The sequence below is a fragment of the Legionella sp. PATHC032 genome, assembly GCF_026191185.1.
Classification (GTDB): Bacteria; Pseudomonadota; Gammaproteobacteria; order Legionellales; family Legionellaceae; genus Legionella.
The window spans coordinates 588,879-610,000 of the sequence record NZ_JAPHOV010000001.1 but is presented as its reverse complement, the minus strand read 5'-3'; the positions used below and the strand labels follow the sequence as shown (position 1 = coordinate 610,000).

Genomic DNA, 21,122 nt, shown 5'->3' with positions numbered 1-21,122 from the left:
TCAATAAAAACCACGTTAAAAAAGATAATGAATGGCAAATAGTCAATCCTCATTCCGGAGATTCCATGGCGACTATTTTCCATAGGTTAGGACTAACCGCACAAAACTTAAATGCCGTGATAAAAAACAACCCGCATGCCAAGATGCTAACAAGAATCAAACCAAACCAGAAATTACAATTTTTAATTAAAAAAAATAAATTGGAAAAGTTAATTGTTCCTGTAAATGCTATTCAGACACTGACAGTTTATCGCGCAGGGAAAATATACAAAACAAAAATTGACTCAAAAAAAACAACCACGCAAAACCGGTATGTGACTGCAACAGTTCAAGGTTCTTTGTACACAACAGCCCAACGTTTTAATATCCCCTCAAAATTAATACGTCAAATGACTACTATCTTTAACAAAGAAATTGATTTTTCAAGATCTCTGCGCTCGGGAGATCAATTCTCGATAATTTATGACGCTTATTATATTGAAGATAAAATGGTAGGAGTCGGAGACATTCTAGTAGTAACTTATACTAATCGTGGAAAAACCTATCAAGCAATACGCCATACTAACACTCATGGTGAACAAGACTATTTTACTCCGCAAGGTAACAGCTTTAAGAAAGCCTTCACTCGCTATCCAATTAAATTTAGCCATATAAGCTCGACTTTTGCTTTATCCAGATACCACCCGATTCTTCATTACAGGAGAGCACACAAAGGCATTGATTTGGCAGCGCCGATTGGAACTCCGATACATGCTACTGGAGATGGTATTATTACCATCATCGATAGGCATAACGGATATGGCAATATGATTAAGATTAAACATGATAAAACATACAGTACAGTTTATGGGCATTTGCTCAAATTTCAGAAAGGCCTATCAAAAGGCAGTAAAGTGAAACGAGGCCAAGTTATTGGCTATGTAGGTCAAACTGGTCTGGCGACCGGGCCTCATTGCCATTATGAGCTTCATGTCAATAATCAACCAAGAAACCCAACTACAATAAGCCTGCCTACTGCAGCACCAGTTCCAGCAAGAGAAATGGCAGCATTCAAAGCAAAAGTCAGTACACTTTTAGCCCGACTAAAGCTTTTTGAACAAGCTCAACTGGCAAGTAAAGGGAAAAAGAAAATTGATGTTGGATAAAACACACATGGGGAATTTTATGTACATCAAACCCTGTCCAATAAAATTACAATACTTAAACTCACTCTCCTAAATAAGAGCAAATGCCTCTTTATAAGGCTGATAGGCTCTAAATAATAGGGATATAATTTTGTTTCATATCAAGTAAACAAATAACGACAAATTAATACTGAAGCAATGATTCCGGCTAAATCTGCCAATAATCCCGCAGGAATAGCATGTCTTGTTCTTCTGATACCTACTGAGCCAAAATAAACTGCAATCACATAAAAAGTAGTTTCTGTGCTTCCCATCATTGTTGCTGCAGTTTTTGCGATGAATGAATCACCCCCGTATTTATGAATCAATTCTGCCATAACTCCTGTTGAGGCACTTCCAGAGAAAGGCCTGATAAGAGCTAAAGGTAATAATTCGGAAGGCATTCCTATCATAGCCAACACTGGAGATAAGATCTGACTCATTAAGGAAAAAAATCCTGAGGCTCTTAACATACCGATGGCAACCATCATTGCAACTAAATAAGGTATGAGCTTTACGCTCACATCAAAACCTTGTTTTGCGCCAATTATGAAAGCATCAAATACATTTATCTTTTTAATTGCACCATACAAAGGGATACCAACGATGAAAGTCAAAAACATCCAATTGGATAAATGATTAGCGAATTCATTCATAAGCTATCTGTCCTTTCAATTTTAAATCGCGGTAATTTAGCTAATTGTTTTACTGCAACAATAGCTACCAAAGTAGAAACAGTTGTTGCAATCAAAGAAGTAAAGATCACGCTACTTGGGTTTGTGCTCCCATTTGCAGCAAGAAATGCGATGGCGGTTGCAGGAATTAATTGAACGCTGGACGTGTTTATTGCCAAAAAAGTGCACATCGAATTCGTAGCAACTTTCAAATTCTGATTAAGACTCTGCAATTCTTTCATTGCCTGTAATCCAAAAGGGGTCGCAGCATTAGCAAGGCCCAACATATTCGCAGCAATATTCATTACCATTGCTCCCATTGCAGGATGCTCAACAGGTATATCGGGAAATAATCGTTTTAACACTGGTTTGAGTATTTTACCTAAAATGGAAACCAAGCCTGATTCTGTAGCAACAGACATTATTCCTAACCAGAGGGTCATTATTCCAGCTAAACCAAGTGCCAGCTCAAATCCAAGTTTGGCAGAATCGGTCACCGCCCGCACTACGTCGTCAATACGCCCCTCAATAATCCCAACAACCACTGAAACCAGTATCATTCCTAACCATATTAGATTGAGCATTATTGCCTCCAACCTCTGAAAAAGGTTAATATGTAACCAAAATTAGATTTAAAATACCAAACAGGACTTATGAAACCTATTCCCACTCCAAAAAGATACTTAATGTATTTCGCTTTTTTTATTACCAGCATTTCCAGTTATAGCAGCCAATCAACCAATATTAAGGAACATGCTGATACGGGTTTAATCCAATCCACCCCTTCGATTACTACTAACTCAGCTGCTATTGAAGAACAGGCGAACTCTTCAATTAGGAAACTATATCACACACTCAATACCATGCCGAACACTTCTATGGCAGATAGAATTGACCAGATCAGCGCATACTTTAAAGGAACAAAATATATCCTTGGCTCTTTGGGCGAAGGCCCGGACGCTCGCTATGACCAATTTCCCAGATATCGAGTTGATGGCTTTGATTGTGATACTTATGTCAATACAGTACTTTCTTTAGCATTGGCTAACTCTCTGGAATCATTCCAGGAGTGTTTAAAACATACTCGCTATAAAAATGGGAAAAGATCTTATATCAACAGAAATCATTTTACTTCTATAGACTGGAATAACTATAACCAGAAGAGAGGTTTACTTAAAGACATTACCCTCTCCATCAGAAATGAAAAAAAACAACCTGTTGCTCTAGTTGCTAATGCATTAATCAATAAACCTCAATGGTACGATCATAAAACGATTGATACCATTCGATTGCAAAAACAAGATAAAAATGAACAGGAAAAACGTCTGGTAGAACTAAAAACCAAAGGTAAAAAGCTGGAAACTTCACTTTCTAATGTTCCTTATATTCCGTTCACTGCCTTATTTTCAGAGAATAAACCTAACCTTCATTTGTTTTCGCAAATTCCTAACGGGGCTATTATCGAAATCATTAGACCTAATTGGGACTTGCGCCAACAAATAGGAACAGAATTGGATATTTCGCATTTAGGCTTTGCTATTTGGATTAATAACGAACTATTTTTCCGGCAAGCCTCTTCTCAATACGGTAAGGTCGTTGATGTCTCTTTAATTGATTACCTGGATAAGGCGCGCGGTAGTCCGACTATAAAAGGGATTAACATTCAGGTTGTATTGCCTGCAAAACCTGTCTCTAGTGGATGTCAGCTTTTTGATATTCGATAGATTATAAAATTGGTAACCTATAATTTTGAATGCTTATCCAGTATAACCATCATTTGTTTTATGAAATGACCGATGCTTTTATTAGCGCGTTACTCGTCTATCTTAATGAAAAATTTTAATTGCCTCACTTACTACCTATTACCTAGTACTTGGTGCCTGGAAACATACCCAACGGTATGAAAATATATAAAGGCTTATTTTTACCAAATAAGCCTTTTAAAGGAATTATTTCTTTACTTCAGCAGTTGTTTTTTTAGCTTCTTGCACAAAACTTAACATGGCTTTTTCAATAATTTGAAATGATTTTTGCATATAATCCAAAGCCTTGTGCCCATTTTCCACTGCCAAATTAATTTGTTTTTCCAACATTTCTTCAGGTTTTTTAACTTGAGCCAGTTCATCAGGCTTTAAATAACTTAACCCTTGCAGAGTTTTAACATTTAGTTCAGCTATGGCTTGGAAAGGCTCTTGTATTTTTTTTGCCATTTCACTCCATCTTTCAAAATTGTATTGGGTCATAACATTCTCCGTTTGTTGCATTGCACAATATAATAATAGACCTTATCTTTATTATTTGTCAATATCTTATCTAATTATTTTTTGCAGTGCACAAAAGCAGGATTGCATTCATGAATATTTAATGTGGGTTGTATTTCCCGAGTCATCAGTAAAACTCGTAAAGCGAAACATTATTATATGAACTATAAAAAATTAAGGAGGAATTTTTAAACTTTAAACATTTTTTGCCATTGGTGCATCATTTGTTGCATTTGCTTATTCCAAACTTCAGTTGCTTGCTGGTAAGGATTACTTTGTAAAGGCTTGTCCATAGCATGAAACATTTGTTCCATCATTTCCTTAAAGGAAACATGCATGGGATGATTGGCTAATGAAATGATTTGACGTAAAATTTCAGAAGACAAAAATTGCGTTGGACCCGCCTCCATTTCCACTATGATTTGCAACAGAACCGAATTAGTTAAATCCTTGCCTGTCTCTGAATCTTCTATTTTGAAATCAATACCATCCACCACATATTTTTGTAGTTGCTCAACAGTAATATATTGACTAATTTCAGTATCATACAGTCTTCGATTTTTGTATTTTTTTATGAGTCGAGTCATTATTTTCTCAAGTATCAATCATAGAAATATAATTATAAAATAACGTGCAAAATTGGTATAGTTTGTTTCTTTAAGCCCAAGAATAAATTTTACGCACTGCTTTTATAAATTCTTTCAAAGTTAAGAATTAATACATATGCAAGCCACCATTCACACTAAGATTTGCTCCAGTGATATAACGACTTTTTTCACTAATCAGAAATTCAATAGCCCAAGCAATTTCTTGAGGCTCTGCCAATCTTTTTGCGGGTATCAAATTAATTATCCCATCCAGAATGTCCGGTCTAATACCTTTCATCAGGCGAGTATTAACATAACCAGGGGAAATACTGTTTACTGTAATATTTTTAATCATTAGTTCCTGAGCAAGACTTTTGGTAAAACCATATACACCGGCCTTTGAAGCAGCATAATTTGCTTGGGAAAATTGCCCTTTCTGAGCATTAACTGAAGACACATTCACTATTCGACCTGACTCCTGAGCTTTCATACTCTCTACTACTTGTTTGGTCACATTAAACATCCCATCAAGATTGACACGTAACACCTCATCCCATTGCCTTTTGGTCATTTTGGTAAATACTGCATCTCGAGTAATTCCAGCATTATTAATCAGTACATCAATACCGCCAAACTCTTCAATAATTAAGCCTATTACTTCAGCACATTGCTCATAATCAGTGACATCCATATGCCTAAAATTAATATTTTGATAGCCTTGGGTCTTCAAGTCATGAAGCCATGCTTTTCCTTCATCATAAGAAACCAAATCCAAAGCAATGACATGTTTAAAAGTTGAATCCAGTTGTTTAGCAACTGCCGTACCAATATCCCCAGTACCACCAGTAATTAATACCACATTATTATTCAGCATGAATTTCTCTATTAGTTTTTTCCTATCCCCAATCGATGATTTCAAATTGGAGCTTATATTTTATTCATTGTTAGCAGGGAGCGTAGCCATCCTTTCAAAATCCCAAGATGCCTTGTGAACATTATATATTATGTTCACAAAACCTCTTGAAATTCTTAGCTGTTGAATCAAACTCCAACTACATATATTGGCCACCATTGACGTCCAGATTTGCCCCCGTAATAAATCCGCTATCTGGTGATGCTAAAAATGCAACGGCATCCGCGATTTCTTTTGGGTATCCCAATCGACCTATGGGAATACTGGATATGATTGAATTAAGCACTTCTTCTTTCAATGCAGCCAGCATAGGAGTTTCAATATATCCCGGTGATACCGTGTTCACGGTAATACCTTTACTTGCTACTTCTAATGCCAGACTCTTGGTAAAACCAAATAAAGCGGCCTTGGTTGAGGCATAGTTGCATTGGCCAAATTGCCCTTTTCTTCCATTGATGGAGGAAATGCTGACTATGCGGCCATAACCTCTTTCCAACATCACTGGAACTACATTGCGTGTCATATTGAATACACTGGTCAAGTTGGCATCTAAAACCTGTTGCCATTGTTGAGATGTCATTTTTCTTAAGCTGCAATCTCTAGTAATGCCTGCATTATTAACCAAAACATCTATACGGCCATAACGCTCCATCACTAGGGATGTGATTTTTTCGCAATCACTGTATTGAGCTATATCTCCATATACGATATCAATGTCATAACCAAGTTGTTTTTGCTCATCTTGCCATTTTTTTGCTTCTTCATGCCTTCCATCTTTATAGTAGCATGCCACAACTTGATAACTATTAGCTAAACGCTGACTAATTGCAGAACCAATACCACCTGTTCCCCCAGTTACAATCGCTATCATTTTATCCATCGACAACTCCTTTTGTTGCTCGGTAACATTACATTACTACAATCTAATTTAACTTTCTTGTCAATGACATATATATAATACTAAGTTAACGACAATAATTCAGCTACTTTATTTTTTCTCATGTTAGATTATAAAAGTTGTTATATTACCAACATAAACAAAACATATGGTAAGTAATGTAGGCACATGACGTTACGATATATCATATAAATTATGGGAGCTTTTATCACCCCATTTACCAGGAGGTTCGGGTAGCGTTGGTCGCCAAGCATCAGATAATAAATTATTTATTAATGCAGTGTTCTGGATATTGTGCACAGGTGCGCCATGGCGAGATTTGCCTCCAGATTTTGGTGACTGGAAAAATACACAATGCTGACTTTGTCGATGGCGACGAGCTTGAGGTGTGTAGGAAACACTGTTAGAGCTAGTCGTTGATGGTTCTCATTATAAATGGCTAATGTTCAATGCTCGCCATCGACAAAATCAGCATTGTGCATTTTCAGAGAGCTAATATTAATGTATTGATGATGACTGATTTGCATTACAAATCGAATGAAGATACCCTAAATCTGCTTTTAAGTAAGGATCGTATATTAGTGTTTCTTAATATTAGAAACAGTATTCATAGAATGAGGGTATTATGTTTAATAAATTTTTAGTTACAACACTATCCGTAGTATCATTGGCACTTTCACCATATGGTTTTGCCAAAGATGATTCATGCGAAGTTCAAGTGGCTGTTTCCACTCCCCCTGTTCAATTTGATCAAAGTGTGGCGTTTAACGTAACGAATGATGATGGGATTAGCAAATCCATTATTTTACAAGGAGGAAGCAGTCCCAAAACTATAGGAAAATTAATTTGTTCTCCACTGCCTTATACCATTAGTGCCACCCAATATTTTACACCAACAGGTTTAACCAATAAGCATGCTCAACCTGTTGGCCAATGCGTATTAAAAGCTGGGAATGTCATATTGAATGGTTCTAACAATAGTGTTGCTGTTGTTTTCCCCAATGATTTCATATGCCACCACTAGAATATTAGCCTCATTATGCATTGATGGGGAGTGCGAAAACGTCACTCCCTGGTATATACAGGGACGTAGCCCTTCAATTGTTGAGCAAATTGCTTCAGCACATCAAGACCTGATTCCTCTGCCTGGCGGCACCATTGTTGCAGAGCTTCTACCAATTCTTTTTGAGTTGTAGCTGTTTTTAACCAAACATTTTGTAATGATTGCTTGTAAGAGTAAACCACTCTCAATTGTTCGCGGGCATCCAGCAATTTTTGCAAACGAGTTTTAGCTTTTGTTGATAACAGTTTATCTTCGCGACGCAGTAATCTGCCTGCCCGTTGAAACAGTTTCTTGTCTTCTTTTGTCTCAATGCTGGTATTTTTTTCATACTTCAAAATAGGCCTGATGACATTCTTATAGTAATTAGACATCACTTGAAAGCGATTTGAAATAACTGCTCTCACAGTATCCAAATCGACATGGAATTTTCCTTCATCCATAGCCAATTTGGGAGGTAATTTTTTTACCTTGGCCAATCCAAAAAAGGAAAGAATGCGAATATACATCCAGCCAATATCAAACTCCCACCATTTCACTGAAAATTTGGCTGAGGAAGCAAAGGTGTGATGATTATTATGTAACTCTTCTCCACCAATCCAAAATCCCCAGGGAATAATATTGGTAGCAGCATCAGGACATTCAAAATTCCTGTATCCCCAATAATGGCCGATGCCATTGATGACTCCAGCAGCAAACAGCGGAATCCACATCATTTGGATTGCCCATACCGTAATTCCAGGAATCCCAAAGAAAAACAAATCCAGTAATAACATCAGCAAAATGCCTTTGCTTGAATGGCGCGAGTAGACATTTCGCTCTATCCAATCGGTTGGTGTGCCATGAGAATATTTGGCAACCATATCCCTGTCCTTACGGGCCTCTCTATAAAGTTCAGCACCTTGCCAAAATACCTTCCTGATTCCCTCAACCACTGGGCTATGAGGATCTCCCTCAACATCAGTAGTTGCATGGTGCTTGCGGTGGATAGCAACCCAATCCGCGGTAACCATCCCCGTAGTTAACCATAACCATAAACGGAAAAAATGACTGACAACAGGATGTAATGTTAGCGCTCTGTGAGTCTGGTTCCTATGAAGGTAGAGAGTAACAGATGCTATTGTGATTTGAGTCAGGATAAAAGTTGCAAGAACATATCCCCAGAAAGACAGGTTTAAAAAGCCGAATATCATAATAACCCCACATTGTACGGAATTATAAAAATATCTATAATTTAAGAGTGAATGTATTTTATCCCTAAATTATAGAATCAATATATGTGTAATGATAACACATTTTTTATCATTTCATTGCATGATTTCATGATGTAGTCGATAATAAATTTACTCATCTTATTTTATCAGGATATAAATATGAGCGATAAAGTTCAGAAATTGATTGAAAATATTGTGCCTTTTATAGTGATTGGTGTTGGGATCGCAATAGTTATAGCCTTATTGTTCATGTTTTTTTATGTGGCCATTTGGGGCGTAATCATCGGTGGAATACTATGGCTTGGGGCCTTAGCTAAGGAATATTTCTTCCCCAGCAAATCATCCCAGAAAGAACAAGGAAGAATTATAGAACATGATGATAAAAAATAATGCCTGAATTACCCGAAGTCGAAACAACAAAGCAAGGTATTAAACCCCATATTGAAGGCCGTATGATTACTGCGGTGCAAGTGCGTAATCGAAAACTTAGATTACCAGTACCTCTAAACCTGAATGAATTATGCCAAGGAAAGCATATAACAGCTATTACCCGTAGAGGAAAATACATCTTACTTCATATGAATAAAGGTTATCTTCTCATCCATCTTGGAATGTCCGGACATTTGCGCATCGTCTCCCAGACAGCAAATCCTCAAAAACACGATCACGTTGATCTGCACATTAATAATGGGCTTGCTCTCAGATTCTGCGATCCAAGAAGATTTGGCTTATTTATTTACATCGATGAAAATCCTGAACAACACCCACTGCTGGCACATTTAGGCCCGGAACCTCTGTCTGATGACTTTAATAGCGAGTACTTATTACGTAAAGCCGCGAATAAATCGCAATCCATCAAGTCATTTATTATGGATAGTCAAATTGTTGTCGGGATAGGTAATATTTATGCGACAGAGAGTCTTTTTCTTGCCAAAATCCATCCAAATACCTCTGCAAAAAAGATAACTACAGAAGAGTTCAATTCTCTGACTGGTCACATCAAAAAGATACTTGAATCTGCCATAGAGGCAGGAGGGACGACACTTCGTGATTTCTATTCTTCTGATGGTAAACCAGGGTACTTTCGTTTTGCTTTAAAGGTTTATGGCAGGAAAAATCTCCCCTGTTTGGTATGTGAAAATAAAATAGAAACTATTGTGATTGCCGGACGCCACTCCGCATTTTGCCCACATTGCCAGCCAATCATTGCATGATAGGCTCAAAAATGGCCACCTGGGATCATTTTTATTTATTAACTGATGCTGATATGGTGACAAAAGGTTAATTTATGGATATTAAAAGACTCAAAAAAGCAGCCTCCGATTTTTTGGAAAGATACCCAGGCGGGTTCTCCCACCCTGAAATGATTGAAATCGGTAAAAAACATAAAATGGATAAGATGGTTGCTTTGGCTCAAGGGAGTTTTGCCAAGCAAAATTTTAAAAACCCTGATGAAATAACAAATGCCATGTTGAAAATTGTTACTCAGTCATCTTTGATTTCAATATTTGAAAAACCTAAATTTAGAGATTTTATCAAAAGAACTCCCCCAAACGATAAAGTACTTATTGCAAAAGGATTAAAAGAACTTTTGTATGGCAATGAACAGGAAGGCTTTGAAGAGCTTCTTTTTCAATTGCAAAGAGAGAAATTTGCGAAGTGGACTTTAATGACTATTTTTCAGGCTTACTTCAATCCCGAAGTGGATGTGTTTATAAAACCTACAACAACCAAAAATATCATTAAAGAACTGAACCTTGATATCGTATATAACCCAACCCCTTCCTGGGAATTCTATGAATCTTATAGGAATATCATTAACCAAATGAAAACAAAAATTGAACCCTCGCTAGCACCTAGCAATGCCGCATTCTGCGGTTTTTTAATGATGAGTCTGGATGGCCATTAAGTTTTCTACGATTACCGCCTTATGGACTATATAAAGATAGGCAATATTATTTTATTGAGCGGGTGATGGGAATCGAACCCACGCCATCAGCTTGGGAAGCTGAGGTTCTACCATTGAACTACACCCGCAAAAACCCACCAACCCTTTCGTTAATAAAATATAAGGTACCATTTTGTAATTCTTGGTTCAATTGAGTTATCACAACGGTGATTTAAATTTAAAAACGGGCTTTAAAACTGAACGATTAACGTTTTGCAGAGTATGGCAAACGTAATTTACAGAACATAACCTGATTGCTTATTTTGATTACAATATTATATTCTTATCAAATAAGATAAAGAAATAGTTATTCTGTAGACTAAACTGTACAGATTCAAGAAAATCAGCCAAGACCTAATATGAAATCCCTGTTACTGCAATCTGCGATTGAAAAATGAATCCGATAAGAAAAATTATCCATATTGACATGGACTGTTTTTATGCGGCAATTGAAATGCGTGATTTCCCTGAGTTGGCAAATAAGCCTATCGCCGTAGGCGGGGAGGCAAGCCGTCGTGGAGTAATAGCAACTTGTAATTATGCCGCCCGTCAGTTTGGTATACACTCTGCAATGCCAACAGCCCATGCACTTAAACTTTGCAAAGAACTCATTTTGCGACCAGTACGTATGGATGTATATCAAAAAGAAAGTCAATATATTAGAACCCTATTTGCAGAATATACAGATATTATCGAACCCTTGTCATTAGATGAAGCCTATCTTGATGTCACTGAATCCACACAATGCCAGGGAAGTGCTACCTGGATTGCGCAAGAGATTCGCGCCCGAATTTATCAAACAAGACAACTCACTGCAAGTGCAGGCATTGCGCCTAATAAGAGCCTTGCAAAAATAGCCAGTGATTGGCATAAACCCAATGGGCAAATGGTTATTAGACCTGAAGACGTTAACACATTTATTCTTGATTTACCTGTACGTAAATTATTCGGTGTGGGGCCCAAGATGGAAGAAAAATTGAATGCTCTCAACATTAAAAACTGCGCTGATTTGCAGCGATATTCCGTTGAATATCTATTACATAAATTTGGTACCATAGGACAGAGACTTTATGAGTTAGCGAGAGGCATTGATAATCGCCCAGTCAATCCTGAACGTATTCGAAAATCCATTAGCGTTGAAGAAACCTATCCAATAGACTTGCCAGATAGTGAAGCTTGCCTTGAGGCCTTGCCAGATCTTATGGTGCGTCTGGAAGCACGGATACAACGAGCAGGTAAAATTTCTGGTATTCACAATTTATTTGTAAAATTGAAGTTTAATGACTTTCAGCAAACAACCATTGAACGAGTTCATGACAAGCTTGATTTAATCGTTTTACGTCAACTGATACAAGAAGGTTTCGCCAGAAAATGTATGCCTGTACGATTATTAGGCATAGGAATCAAATTAAAACAGGAAAACGTGTATCAAAGTATGCAACTGCCATTGCTTGACTTATAACGACTATATTATTCTCAAATAATAACAACTGGAAATATTATTTTGATGCACTCATTAATAATCGATGAAACACTGGTTTGTCGTTTAATCGCCAGCCAGTTTCCCCATTATTCCAATCTCCCTATTAGCCCGGTAGCTGTCAGCGGATGGGATAATCGGACTTTTCATCTTGGTAAGAAAATGCTTGTGCGACTGCCCAGTGCCGAACAATATCAATTGCAGGTTGAAAAAGAGCAACAATGCCTCCCCCAACTGGCTCCCTTGCTGCCTGTTCCAATTCCGATACCTTTGGAAATGGGGATGCCTGGCGAAGGATACCCTTGGAAATGGTCAATTTACCGTTGGCTTGAAGGTGAAGCAATAGCCTCTGCTAATGTATCCAACCTGAATGAAATAGCGAAGGATCTGGCGACATTCCTCACTGCTTTTCATCAAATTGATTCTACCAGCGGTCCAAAACCTGGGCTCCACAGCTTTTATCGCGGTGGAGATTTGAAAATTTATGATCCAGAAACCCGTCAAGCCATCGATTATTTAAAAGGAAAAATTGATACAGACCATGCCATTGAAATTTGGGAAACCGCTCTGAATACCTCTTGGCAAGGTACACCTGTGTGGGTTCATGGTGATATCAGCGCTGGTAATCTTCTGGTTAAAAATGAAAAATTATGCGCTGTTATCGATTTTGGACAGTTATCCGTCGGCGATCCGGCCTGTGATCTTGCTATTACCTGGACATTATTTGCAGGGGACAGCAGAAAAATCTTCCGTGAAATGCTTCCTTTGGACAAGGATACCTGGTCACGTGGGCAAGCTTGGGCTTTATGGAAAGCGTTAATCGTAGCTGCAGGCATTGCAAACACCAATGCTATGGAAGTGCAAAAATCCTTCCGTATTATTAATGAGCTATTTTTGACTGAGTTATAATCGACACCATATCGCTCAATTTGATGCAGGGAATACTATTACATCAAAAACCGTGATATGCTATGAAATAATCTCCGGACGAGACGCGCCGTACCCGGTTAAGACAAGACGACGCCTTTAATCATTTTAAAAGGAGTCCCTATGTTATTACCTTGGCTTTATTTATTTATCGCGGGACTCTTGGAAATCTGTTGGGCTGTTGGTTTAAAATATACGGATGGTTTTTCGAAATGGCTACCAAGCCTGTTTACAGGCACCACACTGATTATCAGTATGTTTTTATTAGCGAAAGCAGCTCAAACATTACCTATCGGTACTGCCTATGCGGTATGGGTAGGGATAGGTACACTCGGGACTGCGATCATGGGCGTACTCCTGTTTCAGGAACATCTATCTGTCTACCGTTTGCTGTACCTTGTATTAATGCTAATATCCATCTTCGGTTTAAAATACACGGCTTGATTTGAATCGTTCCAGTATTCCTCAACTTGTTGTATGATGACCCTCCCATAATCCCATGCGCCCTAACGATGAAAATAAGTCGATTAAAAACTTTTTGGATAATTACCCGTCTATTTTATTACACAGGTGTTGCCTGCACTCGGTCTATATTTAAGTATCTTTTTAGCACCCCTACGAGACCATGGGTTGATAACGTCATTCACCATTGGGTTGATCAACTCTTAAATGCTGTGAAAGTAGAATATAAAGTAATCAATCCACATAATGTCCAGCCTCAACCTGGCAAGGCAACGATTCTTATGTGCAATCATTCCAGTGCTTATGACATTCCTTTAGGCTTCAAAGCATTCCCCAATAACTCTATCCGTATGCTTGCCAAACGAGAGCTCTCCAAAATTCCACTCTTAGGCAAAGGAATGGCTGCAGCGGAATTCCCTTTTATCGACAGAAAAAACAGATTTCAAGCCATAAAGGATTTGGAATTTGCCCAACAACTGATGGAAAGTGGAATTATTCTATGGATTGCACCAGAAGGAACTCGCTCTAAAGATGGCAAACTAGCCCCATTTAAAAAAGGTGGCTTTATCACTGCTATTCAAGCCAAGGCAACTATAATTCCTATAGGAATTCGCGGAGCTTTTGACATTCTTCCCGCCCGCACCTTTAATATACACTTGAATCAAAAAGCAGAAATTCATATTGGCGAGCCTATTGATGCAGCTCAATATGCAATTGAAAATAAAGAGGAATTAATCGAAAAAACCTATCAGTCAATAAAAAAGCTGGTCGGGGAGAATTGAAAAAACTCTCATTAAGATTTGCTGAAAAAGATAGCTAAAAATAACTACAATAACTAGTAGGAAAAAAGCCCATGTTACACAAGAAAATAAAATTGATTTCTACAATAGAATAAGCAATCCAGACTACCTGCCTTTCAATCTCAGTACTAACTATTTTGAAATTTTCTAAAACTTTACCTAGACTTTAAAAAGCAAATCAATATTAGCGTACCATGAGCATTAATAAAATAGAAGAAGAAAGGGATACCTCTTCTGATCTGGAAATGAAAGCCAAGATGTATTTAGTACACCGAATGGATAACGCCGGGCCATTAACAGTGAAAGATGCTCATATCTTGATAAACAAGTTAAGTAAAGATTTGCAGAAACATCAATTGACATTAATTGAATGCCAACTGATAATAAATCTTGTTGAATCCCGCTTTACTTTGGTCAAACAAGCAGCAAGACATCTACAGTTTTTTCTAAATAAACTTTGTGGCAAATCAATTAATCCCATCTTAATTCCCCTTTCAAATAAACCCTTTTGGCAAAATGAACCACATCCATTCGATCATTATCGTTCTACCAATTCCCTACCTGAAAAAGCAGATATCGTAATCATAGGAGCAGGTCTAACTGGCGCTTCTACTGCTTATCATCTGATCGATGCAGTCAAAAAAAGAAACCTTACTGTTCTATTGTTAGATAAAGGGAATCCAGCTACTGAAGCCAGTGGTCGTAATGGAGGTAATTTTGAATTATTACCTGAAAACTCTGTGGGAATCTATAGTGGTTTAGTTTCAGAACGGTTTCGTTTTTTAAAACGATGCTACCCCCATGTTCATCCGTCAATATTACAAATTGAAAGCGAATACCATGCTTCACTGGTTTTTCAATTCGCTTTAAAAAATCGTAATCGTTTTAAGGAAATAGTTAGAAAAGAACGTATTTATTGTGATCTTTCAGCAAAAGGATGGCTCTACATTGCTCATACTGAAGAGGAAGAACAAGCAATTTGTGATGAAGTCACTCTTGCGGCCCAACATGGTGAACGTATCTACATTTGGTCTCGAAAAAAAATTAGAGAACAATTCGGCATCAACTCCAAGTTCATAGGTCGATTTATTCCAGATGACGGAACCTACAATCCCTTTAAATATACTTGCTGCCTGATTAAGGCAGCAATCAAAGGTGGTATCAAGCTCTACACGTTTGTAAAAGTCCAACAAATTCAAAGTATGGATGAAGAATACCATCAACTCAAAACCAATATGGGTCTGCTTAAGGCTCGGCAAGTGATTGTTGCAACAAACGCGTTTACTAGCGAATTGCTCCCGGAATTGAGAGCGATTAGACCTCACCAAAGTCAAATTGCAATTACCGAATCAACACCAGATTACTGTAAAGGCCGATTAATAACTAGTGAAGATGGACCTCTCTATCTCAATCAACCCAGATTCAAATCAAAGAATGGTTTGGTGCCTTTGCTTATTGGGGCTGGTGACGACCGGGCAATGAAAAATCCTTATTATCGAAAGCGTTCAAAAAAAGTTCATGACCTTATTGTGCAGCAAAGAGATAAATATTTCCCGGATCTTAAAGGAAAACCATTTTCAACAGAATGGGTTGGCGCCTTGGCTTTTACACCTGATCAACTACCCGCTATTGGCTACCTGTCTCCGGGAATCATTATTGTGATGTGTTGTAATGGATATGGAGGAAGCTATACCACAGCAGCAGGATTTGCCGCAGCTGAAATAGCATTAACTGGAAAAAATCCCGCATGGTTACCTGCAGATGTATTTTCTCCTAAACGCCTCCTGTCAGACAAGCCACTATTTTGGGAGGATACTGACAGTTTATGGCGGATTGGAAAAACTCTTTGTACAACACTTAATAATCTCAATCAACTTCTGGCTGAGTCCTTATCATATCAGTCCACGTATCAACCTTATTCTACTACTTCATTGCCTCATGGGAATCAAGAGAAAACTTGCATTCTTGACCCACTAAAAGTAATGCATCAATTAGCAATCTTTAGATCTTTTGCATATCACGAATTAGAAATGTTAATTTGCTATACCTCACCTGTTTGCTTAAATAAGGGAGAAATTCTTTTTAAACAAGGCGACGCAGGACATTCTTGTTTTATTCTGATTCAAGGAAAAATCAATCTTTATTATGAGCATGCTGAAGGCTTTACTTCAATGATTGCACAACTGGAAGCAGGGTCAGTATTTGGTCAAATGGCACTATTCCTTGAGAATAAACGTATGGCGACTTGTCAGGCTACAGAAAACTGTTCCATGTTAGAAATCATGGTAGAACCCTGTAAATCGCTTTTTATTCAGCAAAAGGCTCTTGGAATTAAATTACTCCGTCTCTTAAATCAGGGAGTTATCGATGCGTTGCATAAACTCAACAAGCGATTGAAAAACACTTAACACAAATCATAAAACAAATATTGATTTCAATTGTTTTATTCAACACTAACAATTTACGTATCGAATGTAAATGGCCAATTCATTTTAAAAATGTTTTCTAGTAATTAACCCCATACCCATATGTCACATTAGATATCGTAGCAGCTAAACCAATATGTCTCGGATCAGAAGCAGCTGTTAAGACATTACTTTCTTTGTCCCATGTAATGGCTTGCATATCTCCATAATATTGTTTCAATGGCATTAAATGGTATCCCATAGCTCGTAAACCCTGTTGAATTGAACTTGGGAAAGTATCGGGCTCAAATTGCAAAACATCCGGTAAATATTGATGATGAAATCGCATGGCTGAAACCATACTGATAGCCCCATATCCATCATAAAATAATAATGAAGCAAGTAAAACCATACTAGGAATACGGCTTCCTCCAGGAGTCCCCAGGATAGCTACCCGTCCTGGCATCTCCAGGAAAGTTGGAGTCATGCTGGATAGTGGTCTTTTTCGTGGTTCAATGCCATTGCGCTCGCTTCCCACTAAACCAAAGACATTTTGCTCACCTACTTTGGTAGAAAAATCGTCCATTTCATCATTTAATAATACCCCAGTTCCCTTTGCAACTACACTGGATCCAAAAATGTAATTAATTGTCATTGTTGCAGCAACGCGATTACCTTCCGTATCAATAATTGAAATATGTGAGGTATTTGAATGTTTTTCTATTGGAACTGAGCCTTGCAAGATTTTACTATCAATCGCTTTATCAGGTGAAATCAAGCGGCTTAATTGTTTTGCATTATCTGAGGAAATCAACTTATCAAGAGGAACCTTAATAAAATCAGGATCACCCAGAAATTGATCTCTTTGCCAATAAGCCAATTTCATCGATTCAACGACGTAATGAACCCATTTTAATTTGGAGAATGAAGATAAAGGAAATTGGGATAATATATTGAGCATGGTTACCAATGCCACTCCACCAGCTGAAGGCAGAGGAGCTGTGATAATTAACATGTTATGATAAGCACTAATTAAAGGTGACCTCACTTTAATTTTATATTGAGCCAAATCATCAAGAGACCAAATTCCACCTGCTGCGTTAACACCTTGAACTAACAGAGAAGCCGTTTCTCCCGAATAAAATCCAGCATTTCCGTACTTGGCTATCAATCTGAGTGTTTTTGCTAAATCTTTTTGAACAAGTTTATCTCCAATTTCAAAAGGCTGGCCATTCTTTAAAAAAATAGCAGCGGTATCGGGATATTTCTTCAAGTTTTCCAATCTATCATCCAGAGTGGAGAAATAACGAAATTGAGGGTCTACAGGAAAACCCTCTTCCGCAAGCTTAATAGCCGGAGCTAATGTCTTGCTAAGCGGAAGACGCCCATAATTTTTGGCTATATAAACCAGGGCAGCTGGCTGTCCCGGTATGGCTGCAGATAAACCACCATTTAGAGAAAGCCCGGGAATCACTTGGCCGTCAGGAGCTAAATACATATCCTTACTCGCGGCCAGAGGAGCTACCTCCCTGCCATCAATAAAGAGGTTTAAATGCTCCTTTTCCTGATGAAGCAACCAAAAACCTCCTCCTCCAAGCCCTGAATGATATGGTTCGACTACTGCCAAGGCGGCAGCTACTGCAACTGCGGCATCAAAGGCATTTCCTCCTGCTGCCAAAATTTCTAAACCGGCATTAGTTGCCAAGGGGTGAGCACTTGCTACAGCATATCCAGGAGGATTTTGTGGAAATGTTTTTGCATTAACCTGATAAATATTGCAAATTAAAAAAAATAAACAACTCAGCCATTTATAGTTATATTTCATTTTGTCTCTTTTTTAATTCTCTAACTACATTGGGCGGAACAAATTGAGAAATATCGCCATTTAAGGCTGCAATTTCACGAACTAAAGTGGATGAGATATACATTAAATGCTCTGCGGGGGTTAAAAATAATGTTTCTATCTTTTTAGATAGTTTTCTATTCATTCCAGCCAGTTGAAATTCATATTCAAAATCAGAAACAGCTCTCAATCCACGTAAAATAATGCCCGCATTTTGTTCTAATACAAAATCAATTAACAAATTATCAAAACCCAAGACCCTCACACCAGTTAAATGTCCAACGGATTCTTCCAGTAAACTAATTCTGGTTTCCCAAGATAAATAAGGCCGCTTATTCTTATTACTCGCTACAGCAACTATCAATTCTGGAAAAATAGTGCTGGCCCGAGTAATAATATCAACATGGCCATTGGTTACAGGGTCAAATGTTCCCGGGTAGATTGCTTTTTGTTTCATCTCGTTAATTACCATTTGCATATAGAAGCAGTCTAGCGTATTGTAAATTGAAAAACTATAAAAAAATGGAATTGAGGTAAGCAATGAATGCGATAAAACGTTTGACAATCATCTTAATTTGCTTTTTAACAGCATGCGCTCCCCCAAGACCATCTGAAGAGCCGCCTGCAAACCGTGAAATTCCTCTTGAAGAACGCAAAGCCGAAACAGCCACTGTTTCATCATGGGAAATTAAAGGTGCCCTGGCTGCAAAAACCAAAGCAAAAGGCTGGTCTGCTACCATGAATTGGGTACAGCAAGGGGCCAGCTCATACCAAATTCGTTTAATGGGACCCTTGGGTGGTGGAGCCGTTCTAATCAGCAAAAAAGGCAATACAATTACATTTCAAGATGGCTCCAAAATAACTACGTCCACCAATGCTGATGAGTTATTACTAAAACAAACTGGCATTAGACTCCCAGTAAATAACTTGTATTACTGGGTAAGAGGTCTGCCTGCACCAGGTGGAGTCCAATCGGAAAAACATGACCAATTCAATCACCTGATACAATTAAAGCAAAATGGCTATACCATTGATTTTACTAAGTATACTTCAGTCAAGGGAATAGATTTACCAAGCATGATTCGCCTTGAAGGAAATGGTGTCATGGTAAAGGTAGTGATAAAGAATTGGGTTGTATAAATTAATTCTTATAATTATTTGCTTTCTGAAGTTGACATCGATAAAAAAGCACTGCAAAATACGCAGCACATTGCAGGGATGAATACTATTTACAAACTCACGGATGATTAAAGAATCTACAATTATAGGGGTGTCGCCAAGCGGTAAGGCACAGGGTTTTGATCCCTGCATACCTAGGTTCGAATCCTAGCACCCCTGCCATTTTCTTGTTGATTCAACCTAGAATATGAAGTTGAATCTAGGTACAAGTAAACAGACGGCAGAAGATAACCTGGAAGGATGCGTACTTCGTATCGCTCAAATAATAATAATATCTTTTTGGCTGTCTTCTGCTATGTGTTTAAGTTATGTGATTAACCTAAATCTAAGGCTTTTGACACATGTCCACGATGATGATTTTTACAGGGAATGCTAACCCTGAATTAGCACTAAAAATATCCTCACATTTGCAAATACCTATTGGTAAAGCCACTGTTGGTACCTTCAGCGATGGAGAGACTATGGTTGAGATTTTGGAAAATGTCCGAGGTAAAGATGTTTTTGTTCTCCAATCAACATGTGCGCCTGCCAATAATAATTTAATGGAATTGCTGATTATGGCGGATGCCCTGAGAAGATCATCTGCAGGTCGAATTACAGCTGTAGTTCCTTATTTTGGCTACGCACGCCAAGACAGGCGAGTACGCTCCGCACGTGTTCCTATTACAGCTAAAGTGGTAGCAGACATGATGGCTTCTGTTGGAATTTGTAGAGTTCTTACTGTTGATTTGCACGCGGATCAAATACAAGGCTTCTTTTATATGCCGGTTGATAACGTATACTCAACTCCGGTATTGCTGGACGATATAACCAAACAAAAATTAAACAACATTATGATAGTATCTCCAGATGTCGGCGGAGTTGTTCGTGCCAGAGCGGTTGCTAAAAGACTGAATGACGCTGAGCTGTCAATTATTGATAAACGCCGTAGTGGACCAAATAAATCAGAAGTAATGCACATTATCGGTGAACCTGCTAATAAGAACTGTATTATTGTAGACGATATAGTAGATACTGCTGGAACACTTTGTACGGCTGCTCATGAATTAAAGAAAAGCGGAGCAAAAAGTGTAAGGGCTTACATTACACATCCTGTATTATCCGGCCCTGCGGTTAACAATATTAAACATTCAGGTCTTGATGAGGTAGTAGTAACTGATACCATCCCTTTATCAGTTGAAGCACAAAACTGTGAAAAAATCAGAGTGGTTAGTCTTGCTGATATGTTAGCTCAAGCAATCAAACGAGTAAATGTTGAGGAGTCAGTAAGCTCTATGTTTGCTGAATAACATGAATTATTCTTTGATA

The 21,122-nt window shown here is 38.0% G+C and carries 22 protein-coding genes, 2 tRNA genes, 1 pseudogene and 1 riboswitch (1 of these 26 only partly in view); of the genes and pseudogenes, 15 read left to right on the top strand and 10 right to left on the bottom strand.

The annotated features are described in order from the left end of the window. On the top strand, positions 1–1,145 hold the 3' portion of the coding sequence (locus OQJ02_RS02860) for a peptidoglycan DD-metalloendopeptidase family protein (RefSeq protein WP_265717786.1). The gene continues 289 nt to the left of window position 1, outside the view; only the last 1,145 of its 1,434 coding nucleotides appear in the window; the start codon falls outside the window, past its left edge; it ends in the stop codon at positions 1,143–1,145. Between the two features lie 140 nt (positions 1,146–1,285). On the opposite strand, the gene OQJ02_RS02855 is transcribed toward OQJ02_RS02860, so the two are convergent. Then, the gene (locus tag OQJ02_RS02855; RefSeq protein ID WP_265717785.1) at positions 1,286–1,819 is read right to left on the bottom strand and encodes a spore maturation protein; all 534 of its coding nucleotides are present in this window, start codon (positions 1,817–1,819) and stop codon (positions 1,286–1,288) included. Next, on the bottom strand, positions 1,816–2,421 hold the full coding sequence (locus OQJ02_RS02850) for a nucleoside recognition domain-containing protein (protein ID WP_027223625.1): 606 nt from the start codon (positions 2,419–2,421) through the stop codon (positions 1,816–1,818). Before OQJ02_RS02850 ends, OQJ02_RS02855 begins: the two co-directional genes overlap by 4 nt. A gap of 69 nt (positions 2,422–2,490) precedes the next feature. Between OQJ02_RS02850 and OQJ02_RS02845 the strand changes: the two genes are divergently transcribed. Beyond that, a complete protein-coding gene (locus tag OQJ02_RS02845; protein WP_265717784.1) occupies positions 2,491–3,561 on the top strand; it encodes an N-acetylmuramoyl-L-alanine amidase-like domain-containing protein in 1,071 nt (356 codons plus the stop codon). 225 nt (positions 3,562–3,786) lie between these two features. Here OQJ02_RS02845 and OQJ02_RS02840 read toward each other — a convergent pair whose 3' ends face one another. From OQJ02_RS02840 to phbB (OQJ02_RS02825), 4 genes are all read right to left on the bottom strand, one after another. Then, positions 3,787–4,080: a phasin family protein gene (locus tag OQJ02_RS02840; protein ID WP_014843422.1), complete on the bottom strand. Its 294-nt coding sequence runs from the start codon at positions 4,078–4,080 to the stop codon at positions 3,787–3,789. 206 nt (positions 4,081–4,286) lie between these two features. Then, entirely contained in the window at positions 4,287–4,685 is a 399-nt protein-coding gene (locus OQJ02_RS02835) for a polyhydroxyalkanoate synthesis regulator DNA-binding domain-containing protein (protein ID WP_265717783.1), read from the bottom strand. A 127-nt stretch (positions 4,686–4,812) separates the two neighbouring features. Further along, positions 4,813–5,559 carry an acetoacetyl-CoA reductase gene (gene phbB / locus OQJ02_RS02830; protein WP_265717782.1) on the bottom strand — a complete coding sequence of 249 codons (747 nt, stop codon included), beginning with the start codon at positions 5,557–5,559 and terminating at the stop codon, positions 4,813–4,815. Between the two features lie 178 nt (positions 5,560–5,737). Then, complete coding sequence (phbB, locus tag OQJ02_RS02825; protein WP_265717781.1) at positions 5,738–6,478, bottom strand: acetoacetyl-CoA reductase; 741 nt, start codon at positions 6,476–6,478, stop codon at positions 5,738–5,740. A 199-nt stretch (positions 6,479–6,677) separates the two neighbouring features. On the opposite strand from phbB (OQJ02_RS02825), the pseudogene OQJ02_RS15450 reads away from it, so the two are divergent. Both OQJ02_RS15450 and OQJ02_RS02815 read left to right on the top strand, forming a co-directional pair. Next, a pseudogene (locus OQJ02_RS15450) lies at positions 6,678–6,956 on the top strand (transposase); the annotation flags it as partial. Positions 6,957–7,121: 165 nt separating this feature from the next. Next, positions 7,122–7,520 carry a hypothetical protein gene (locus OQJ02_RS02815; RefSeq protein WP_265717780.1) on the top strand — a complete coding sequence of 133 codons (399 nt, stop codon included), beginning with the start codon at positions 7,122–7,124 and terminating at the stop codon, positions 7,518–7,520. Positions 7,521–7,561: 41 nt separating this feature from the next. On the opposite strand, the gene OQJ02_RS02810 is transcribed toward OQJ02_RS02815, so the two are convergent. Beyond that, entirely contained in the window at positions 7,562–8,749 is a 1,188-nt protein-coding gene (locus OQJ02_RS02810) for a fatty acid desaturase (protein WP_265717779.1), read from the bottom strand. Positions 8,750–8,929: 180 nt separating this feature from the next. Here OQJ02_RS02810 and OQJ02_RS02805 point away from each other — a divergent pair, with 180 nt between their 5' ends. From OQJ02_RS02805 to OQJ02_RS02795, 3 genes are all read left to right on the top strand, one after another. After that, positions 8,930–9,160, top strand: coding sequence for a hypothetical protein (locus tag OQJ02_RS02805; protein WP_011214789.1), 231 nt, complete (start codon positions 8,930–8,932; stop codon positions 9,158–9,160). Then, on the top strand, positions 9,160–9,984 hold the full coding sequence (gene mutM / locus OQJ02_RS02800) for a bifunctional DNA-formamidopyrimidine glycosylase/DNA-(apurinic or apyrimidinic site) lyase (RefSeq protein WP_265717778.1): 825 nt from the start codon (positions 9,160–9,162) through the stop codon (positions 9,982–9,984). The genes OQJ02_RS02805 and mutM overlap by 1 nt, the downstream gene beginning before the upstream one ends. Before the next feature lie 74 nt (positions 9,985–10,058). Continuing rightward, the gene (locus tag OQJ02_RS02795; protein WP_265717777.1) at positions 10,059–10,679 is read left to right on the top strand and encodes a hypothetical protein; all 621 of its coding nucleotides are present in this window, start codon (positions 10,059–10,061) and stop codon (positions 10,677–10,679) included. Positions 10,680–10,736: 57 nt separating this feature from the next. Here OQJ02_RS02795 and OQJ02_RS02790 read toward each other — a convergent pair. Beyond that, positions 10,737–10,807: transfer RNA gene (locus OQJ02_RS02790), tRNA-Gly, on the bottom strand. Positions 10,808–11,112: 305 nt separating this feature from the next. Here OQJ02_RS02790 and dinB point away from each other — a divergent pair. The 5 genes from dinB (at position 11,113) to OQJ02_RS02765 (ending at position 16,795) form a co-directional block, all read left to right on the top strand. After that, the gene (gene dinB, locus OQJ02_RS02785; RefSeq protein WP_265717776.1) at positions 11,113–12,180 is read left to right on the top strand and encodes a DNA polymerase IV; all 1,068 of its coding nucleotides are present in this window, start codon (positions 11,113–11,115) and stop codon (positions 12,178–12,180) included. A 45-nt stretch (positions 12,181–12,225) separates the two neighbouring features. Beyond that, the gene (locus tag OQJ02_RS02780) at positions 12,226–13,107 is read left to right on the top strand and encodes an aminoglycoside phosphotransferase family protein (RefSeq protein WP_265717775.1); all 882 of its coding nucleotides are present in this window, start codon (positions 12,226–12,228) and stop codon (positions 13,105–13,107) included. A 54-nt stretch (positions 13,108–13,161) separates the two neighbouring features. Continuing rightward, a riboswitch (guanidine-III (ykkC-III) riboswitch) is annotated at positions 13,162–13,225 on the top strand. Between the two features lie 23 nt (positions 13,226–13,248). Beyond that, on the top strand, positions 13,249–13,569 hold the full coding sequence (locus tag OQJ02_RS02775; protein WP_265717774.1) for a DMT family transporter: 321 nt from the start codon (positions 13,249–13,251) through the stop codon (positions 13,567–13,569). A 68-nt stretch (positions 13,570–13,637) separates the two neighbouring features. Beyond that, a complete protein-coding gene (locus OQJ02_RS02770) occupies positions 13,638–14,369 on the top strand; it encodes a lysophospholipid acyltransferase family protein (RefSeq protein WP_265717773.1) in 732 nt (243 codons plus the stop codon). A gap of 212 nt (positions 14,370–14,581) precedes the next feature. After that, positions 14,582–16,795, top strand: a complete 2,214-nt coding sequence (locus OQJ02_RS02765) for an FAD-dependent oxidoreductase (RefSeq protein ID WP_265717772.1) — start codon at positions 14,582–14,584, stop codon at positions 16,793–16,795. A 97-nt stretch (positions 16,796–16,892) separates the two neighbouring features. On the opposite strand, the gene ggt is transcribed toward OQJ02_RS02765, so the two are convergent. Both ggt and coaD read right to left on the bottom strand, forming a co-directional pair. Then, positions 16,893–18,617: a gamma-glutamyltransferase gene (gene ggt, locus OQJ02_RS02760; protein ID WP_265717771.1), complete on the bottom strand. Its 1,725-nt coding sequence runs from the start codon at positions 18,615–18,617 to the stop codon at positions 16,893–16,895. Then, positions 18,607–19,113 carry a pantetheine-phosphate adenylyltransferase gene (gene coaD, locus OQJ02_RS02755; protein WP_265717770.1) on the bottom strand — a complete coding sequence of 169 codons (507 nt, stop codon included), beginning with the start codon at positions 19,111–19,113 and terminating at the stop codon, positions 18,607–18,609. Before coaD ends, ggt begins: the two co-directional genes overlap by 11 nt. 62 nt (positions 19,114–19,175) lie before the next feature. Here coaD and lolB point away from each other — a divergent pair, with 62 nt between their 5' ends. From lolB to OQJ02_RS02740, 3 genes are all read left to right on the top strand, one after another. After that, entirely contained in the window at positions 19,176–19,775 is a 600-nt protein-coding gene (gene lolB / locus OQJ02_RS02750) for a lipoprotein insertase outer membrane protein LolB (protein ID WP_265717769.1), read from the top strand. A 126-nt stretch (positions 19,776–19,901) separates the two neighbouring features. After that, positions 19,902–19,976, top strand: a tRNA-Gln gene (locus OQJ02_RS02745). Positions 19,977–20,155: 179 nt separating this feature from the next. Beyond that, positions 20,156–21,103: a ribose-phosphate pyrophosphokinase gene (locus OQJ02_RS02740; RefSeq protein ID WP_265717768.1), complete on the top strand. Its 948-nt coding sequence runs from the start codon at positions 20,156–20,158 to the stop codon at positions 21,101–21,103. Positions 21,104–21,122: the final 19 nt, after the last annotated feature.

What these genes read in the sequence shown, in the direction of transcription:
- OQJ02_RS02855 (WP_265717785.1), bottom strand. Translation starts at nt 1,819, where the DNA reads ATGAATGAATTCGCTAATCATTTATCCAATTGGATGTTTTTGACTTTC.
- OQJ02_RS02850 (WP_027223625.1), bottom strand. Translation starts at nt 2,421, where the DNA reads ATGCTCAATCTAATATGGTTAGGAATGATACTGGTTTCAGTGGTTGTT.
- OQJ02_RS02845 (WP_265717784.1), top strand. Translation starts at nt 2,491, where the DNA reads ATGAAACCTATTCCCACTCCAAAAAGATACTTAATGTATTTCGCTTTT.
- OQJ02_RS02840 (WP_014843422.1), bottom strand. Translation starts at nt 4,080, where the DNA reads ATGACCCAATACAATTTTGAAAGATGGAGTGAAATGGCAAAAAAAATA.
- OQJ02_RS02835 (WP_265717783.1), bottom strand. Translation starts at nt 4,685, where the DNA reads ATGACTCGACTCATAAAAAAATACAAAAATCGAAGACTGTATGATACT.
- phbB (WP_265717782.1), bottom strand. Translation starts at nt 5,559, where the DNA reads ATGCTGAATAATAATGTGGTATTAATTACTGGTGGTACTGGGGATATT.
- phbB (WP_265717781.1), bottom strand. Translation starts at nt 6,478, where the DNA reads ATGGATAAAATGATAGCGATTGTAACTGGGGGAACAGGTGGTATTGGT.
- OQJ02_RS02815 (WP_265717780.1), top strand. Translation starts at nt 7,122, where the DNA reads ATGTTTAATAAATTTTTAGTTACAACACTATCCGTAGTATCATTGGCA.
- OQJ02_RS02810 (WP_265717779.1), bottom strand. Translation starts at nt 8,749, where the DNA reads ATGATATTCGGCTTTTTAAACCTGTCTTTCTGGGGATATGTTCTTGCA.
- OQJ02_RS02805 (WP_011214789.1), top strand. Translation starts at nt 8,930, where the DNA reads ATGAGCGATAAAGTTCAGAAATTGATTGAAAATATTGTGCCTTTTATA.
- mutM (WP_265717778.1), top strand. Translation starts at nt 9,160, where the DNA reads ATGCCTGAATTACCCGAAGTCGAAACAACAAAGCAAGGTATTAAACCC.
- OQJ02_RS02795 (WP_265717777.1), top strand. Translation starts at nt 10,059, where the DNA reads ATGGATATTAAAAGACTCAAAAAAGCAGCCTCCGATTTTTTGGAAAGA.
- dinB (WP_265717776.1), top strand. Translation starts at nt 11,113, where the DNA reads ATGAATCCGATAAGAAAAATTATCCATATTGACATGGACTGTTTTTAT.
- OQJ02_RS02780 (WP_265717775.1), top strand. Translation starts at nt 12,226, where the DNA reads ATGCACTCATTAATAATCGATGAAACACTGGTTTGTCGTTTAATCGCC.
- OQJ02_RS02775 (WP_265717774.1), top strand. Translation starts at nt 13,249, where the DNA reads ATGTTATTACCTTGGCTTTATTTATTTATCGCGGGACTCTTGGAAATC.
- OQJ02_RS02770 (WP_265717773.1), top strand. Translation starts at nt 13,638, where the DNA reads ATGAAAATAAGTCGATTAAAAACTTTTTGGATAATTACCCGTCTATTT.
- OQJ02_RS02765 (WP_265717772.1), top strand. Translation starts at nt 14,582, where the DNA reads ATGAGCATTAATAAAATAGAAGAAGAAAGGGATACCTCTTCTGATCTG.
- ggt (WP_265717771.1), bottom strand. Translation starts at nt 18,617, where the DNA reads ATGAAATATAACTATAAATGGCTGAGTTGTTTATTTTTTTTAATTTGC.
- coaD (WP_265717770.1), bottom strand. Translation starts at nt 19,113, where the DNA reads ATGCAAATGGTAATTAACGAGATGAAACAAAAAGCAATCTACCCGGGA.
- lolB (WP_265717769.1), top strand. Translation starts at nt 19,176, where the DNA reads ATGAATGCGATAAAACGTTTGACAATCATCTTAATTTGCTTTTTAACA.
- OQJ02_RS02740 (WP_265717768.1), top strand. Translation starts at nt 20,156, where the DNA reads ATGTCCACGATGATGATTTTTACAGGGAATGCTAACCCTGAATTAGCA.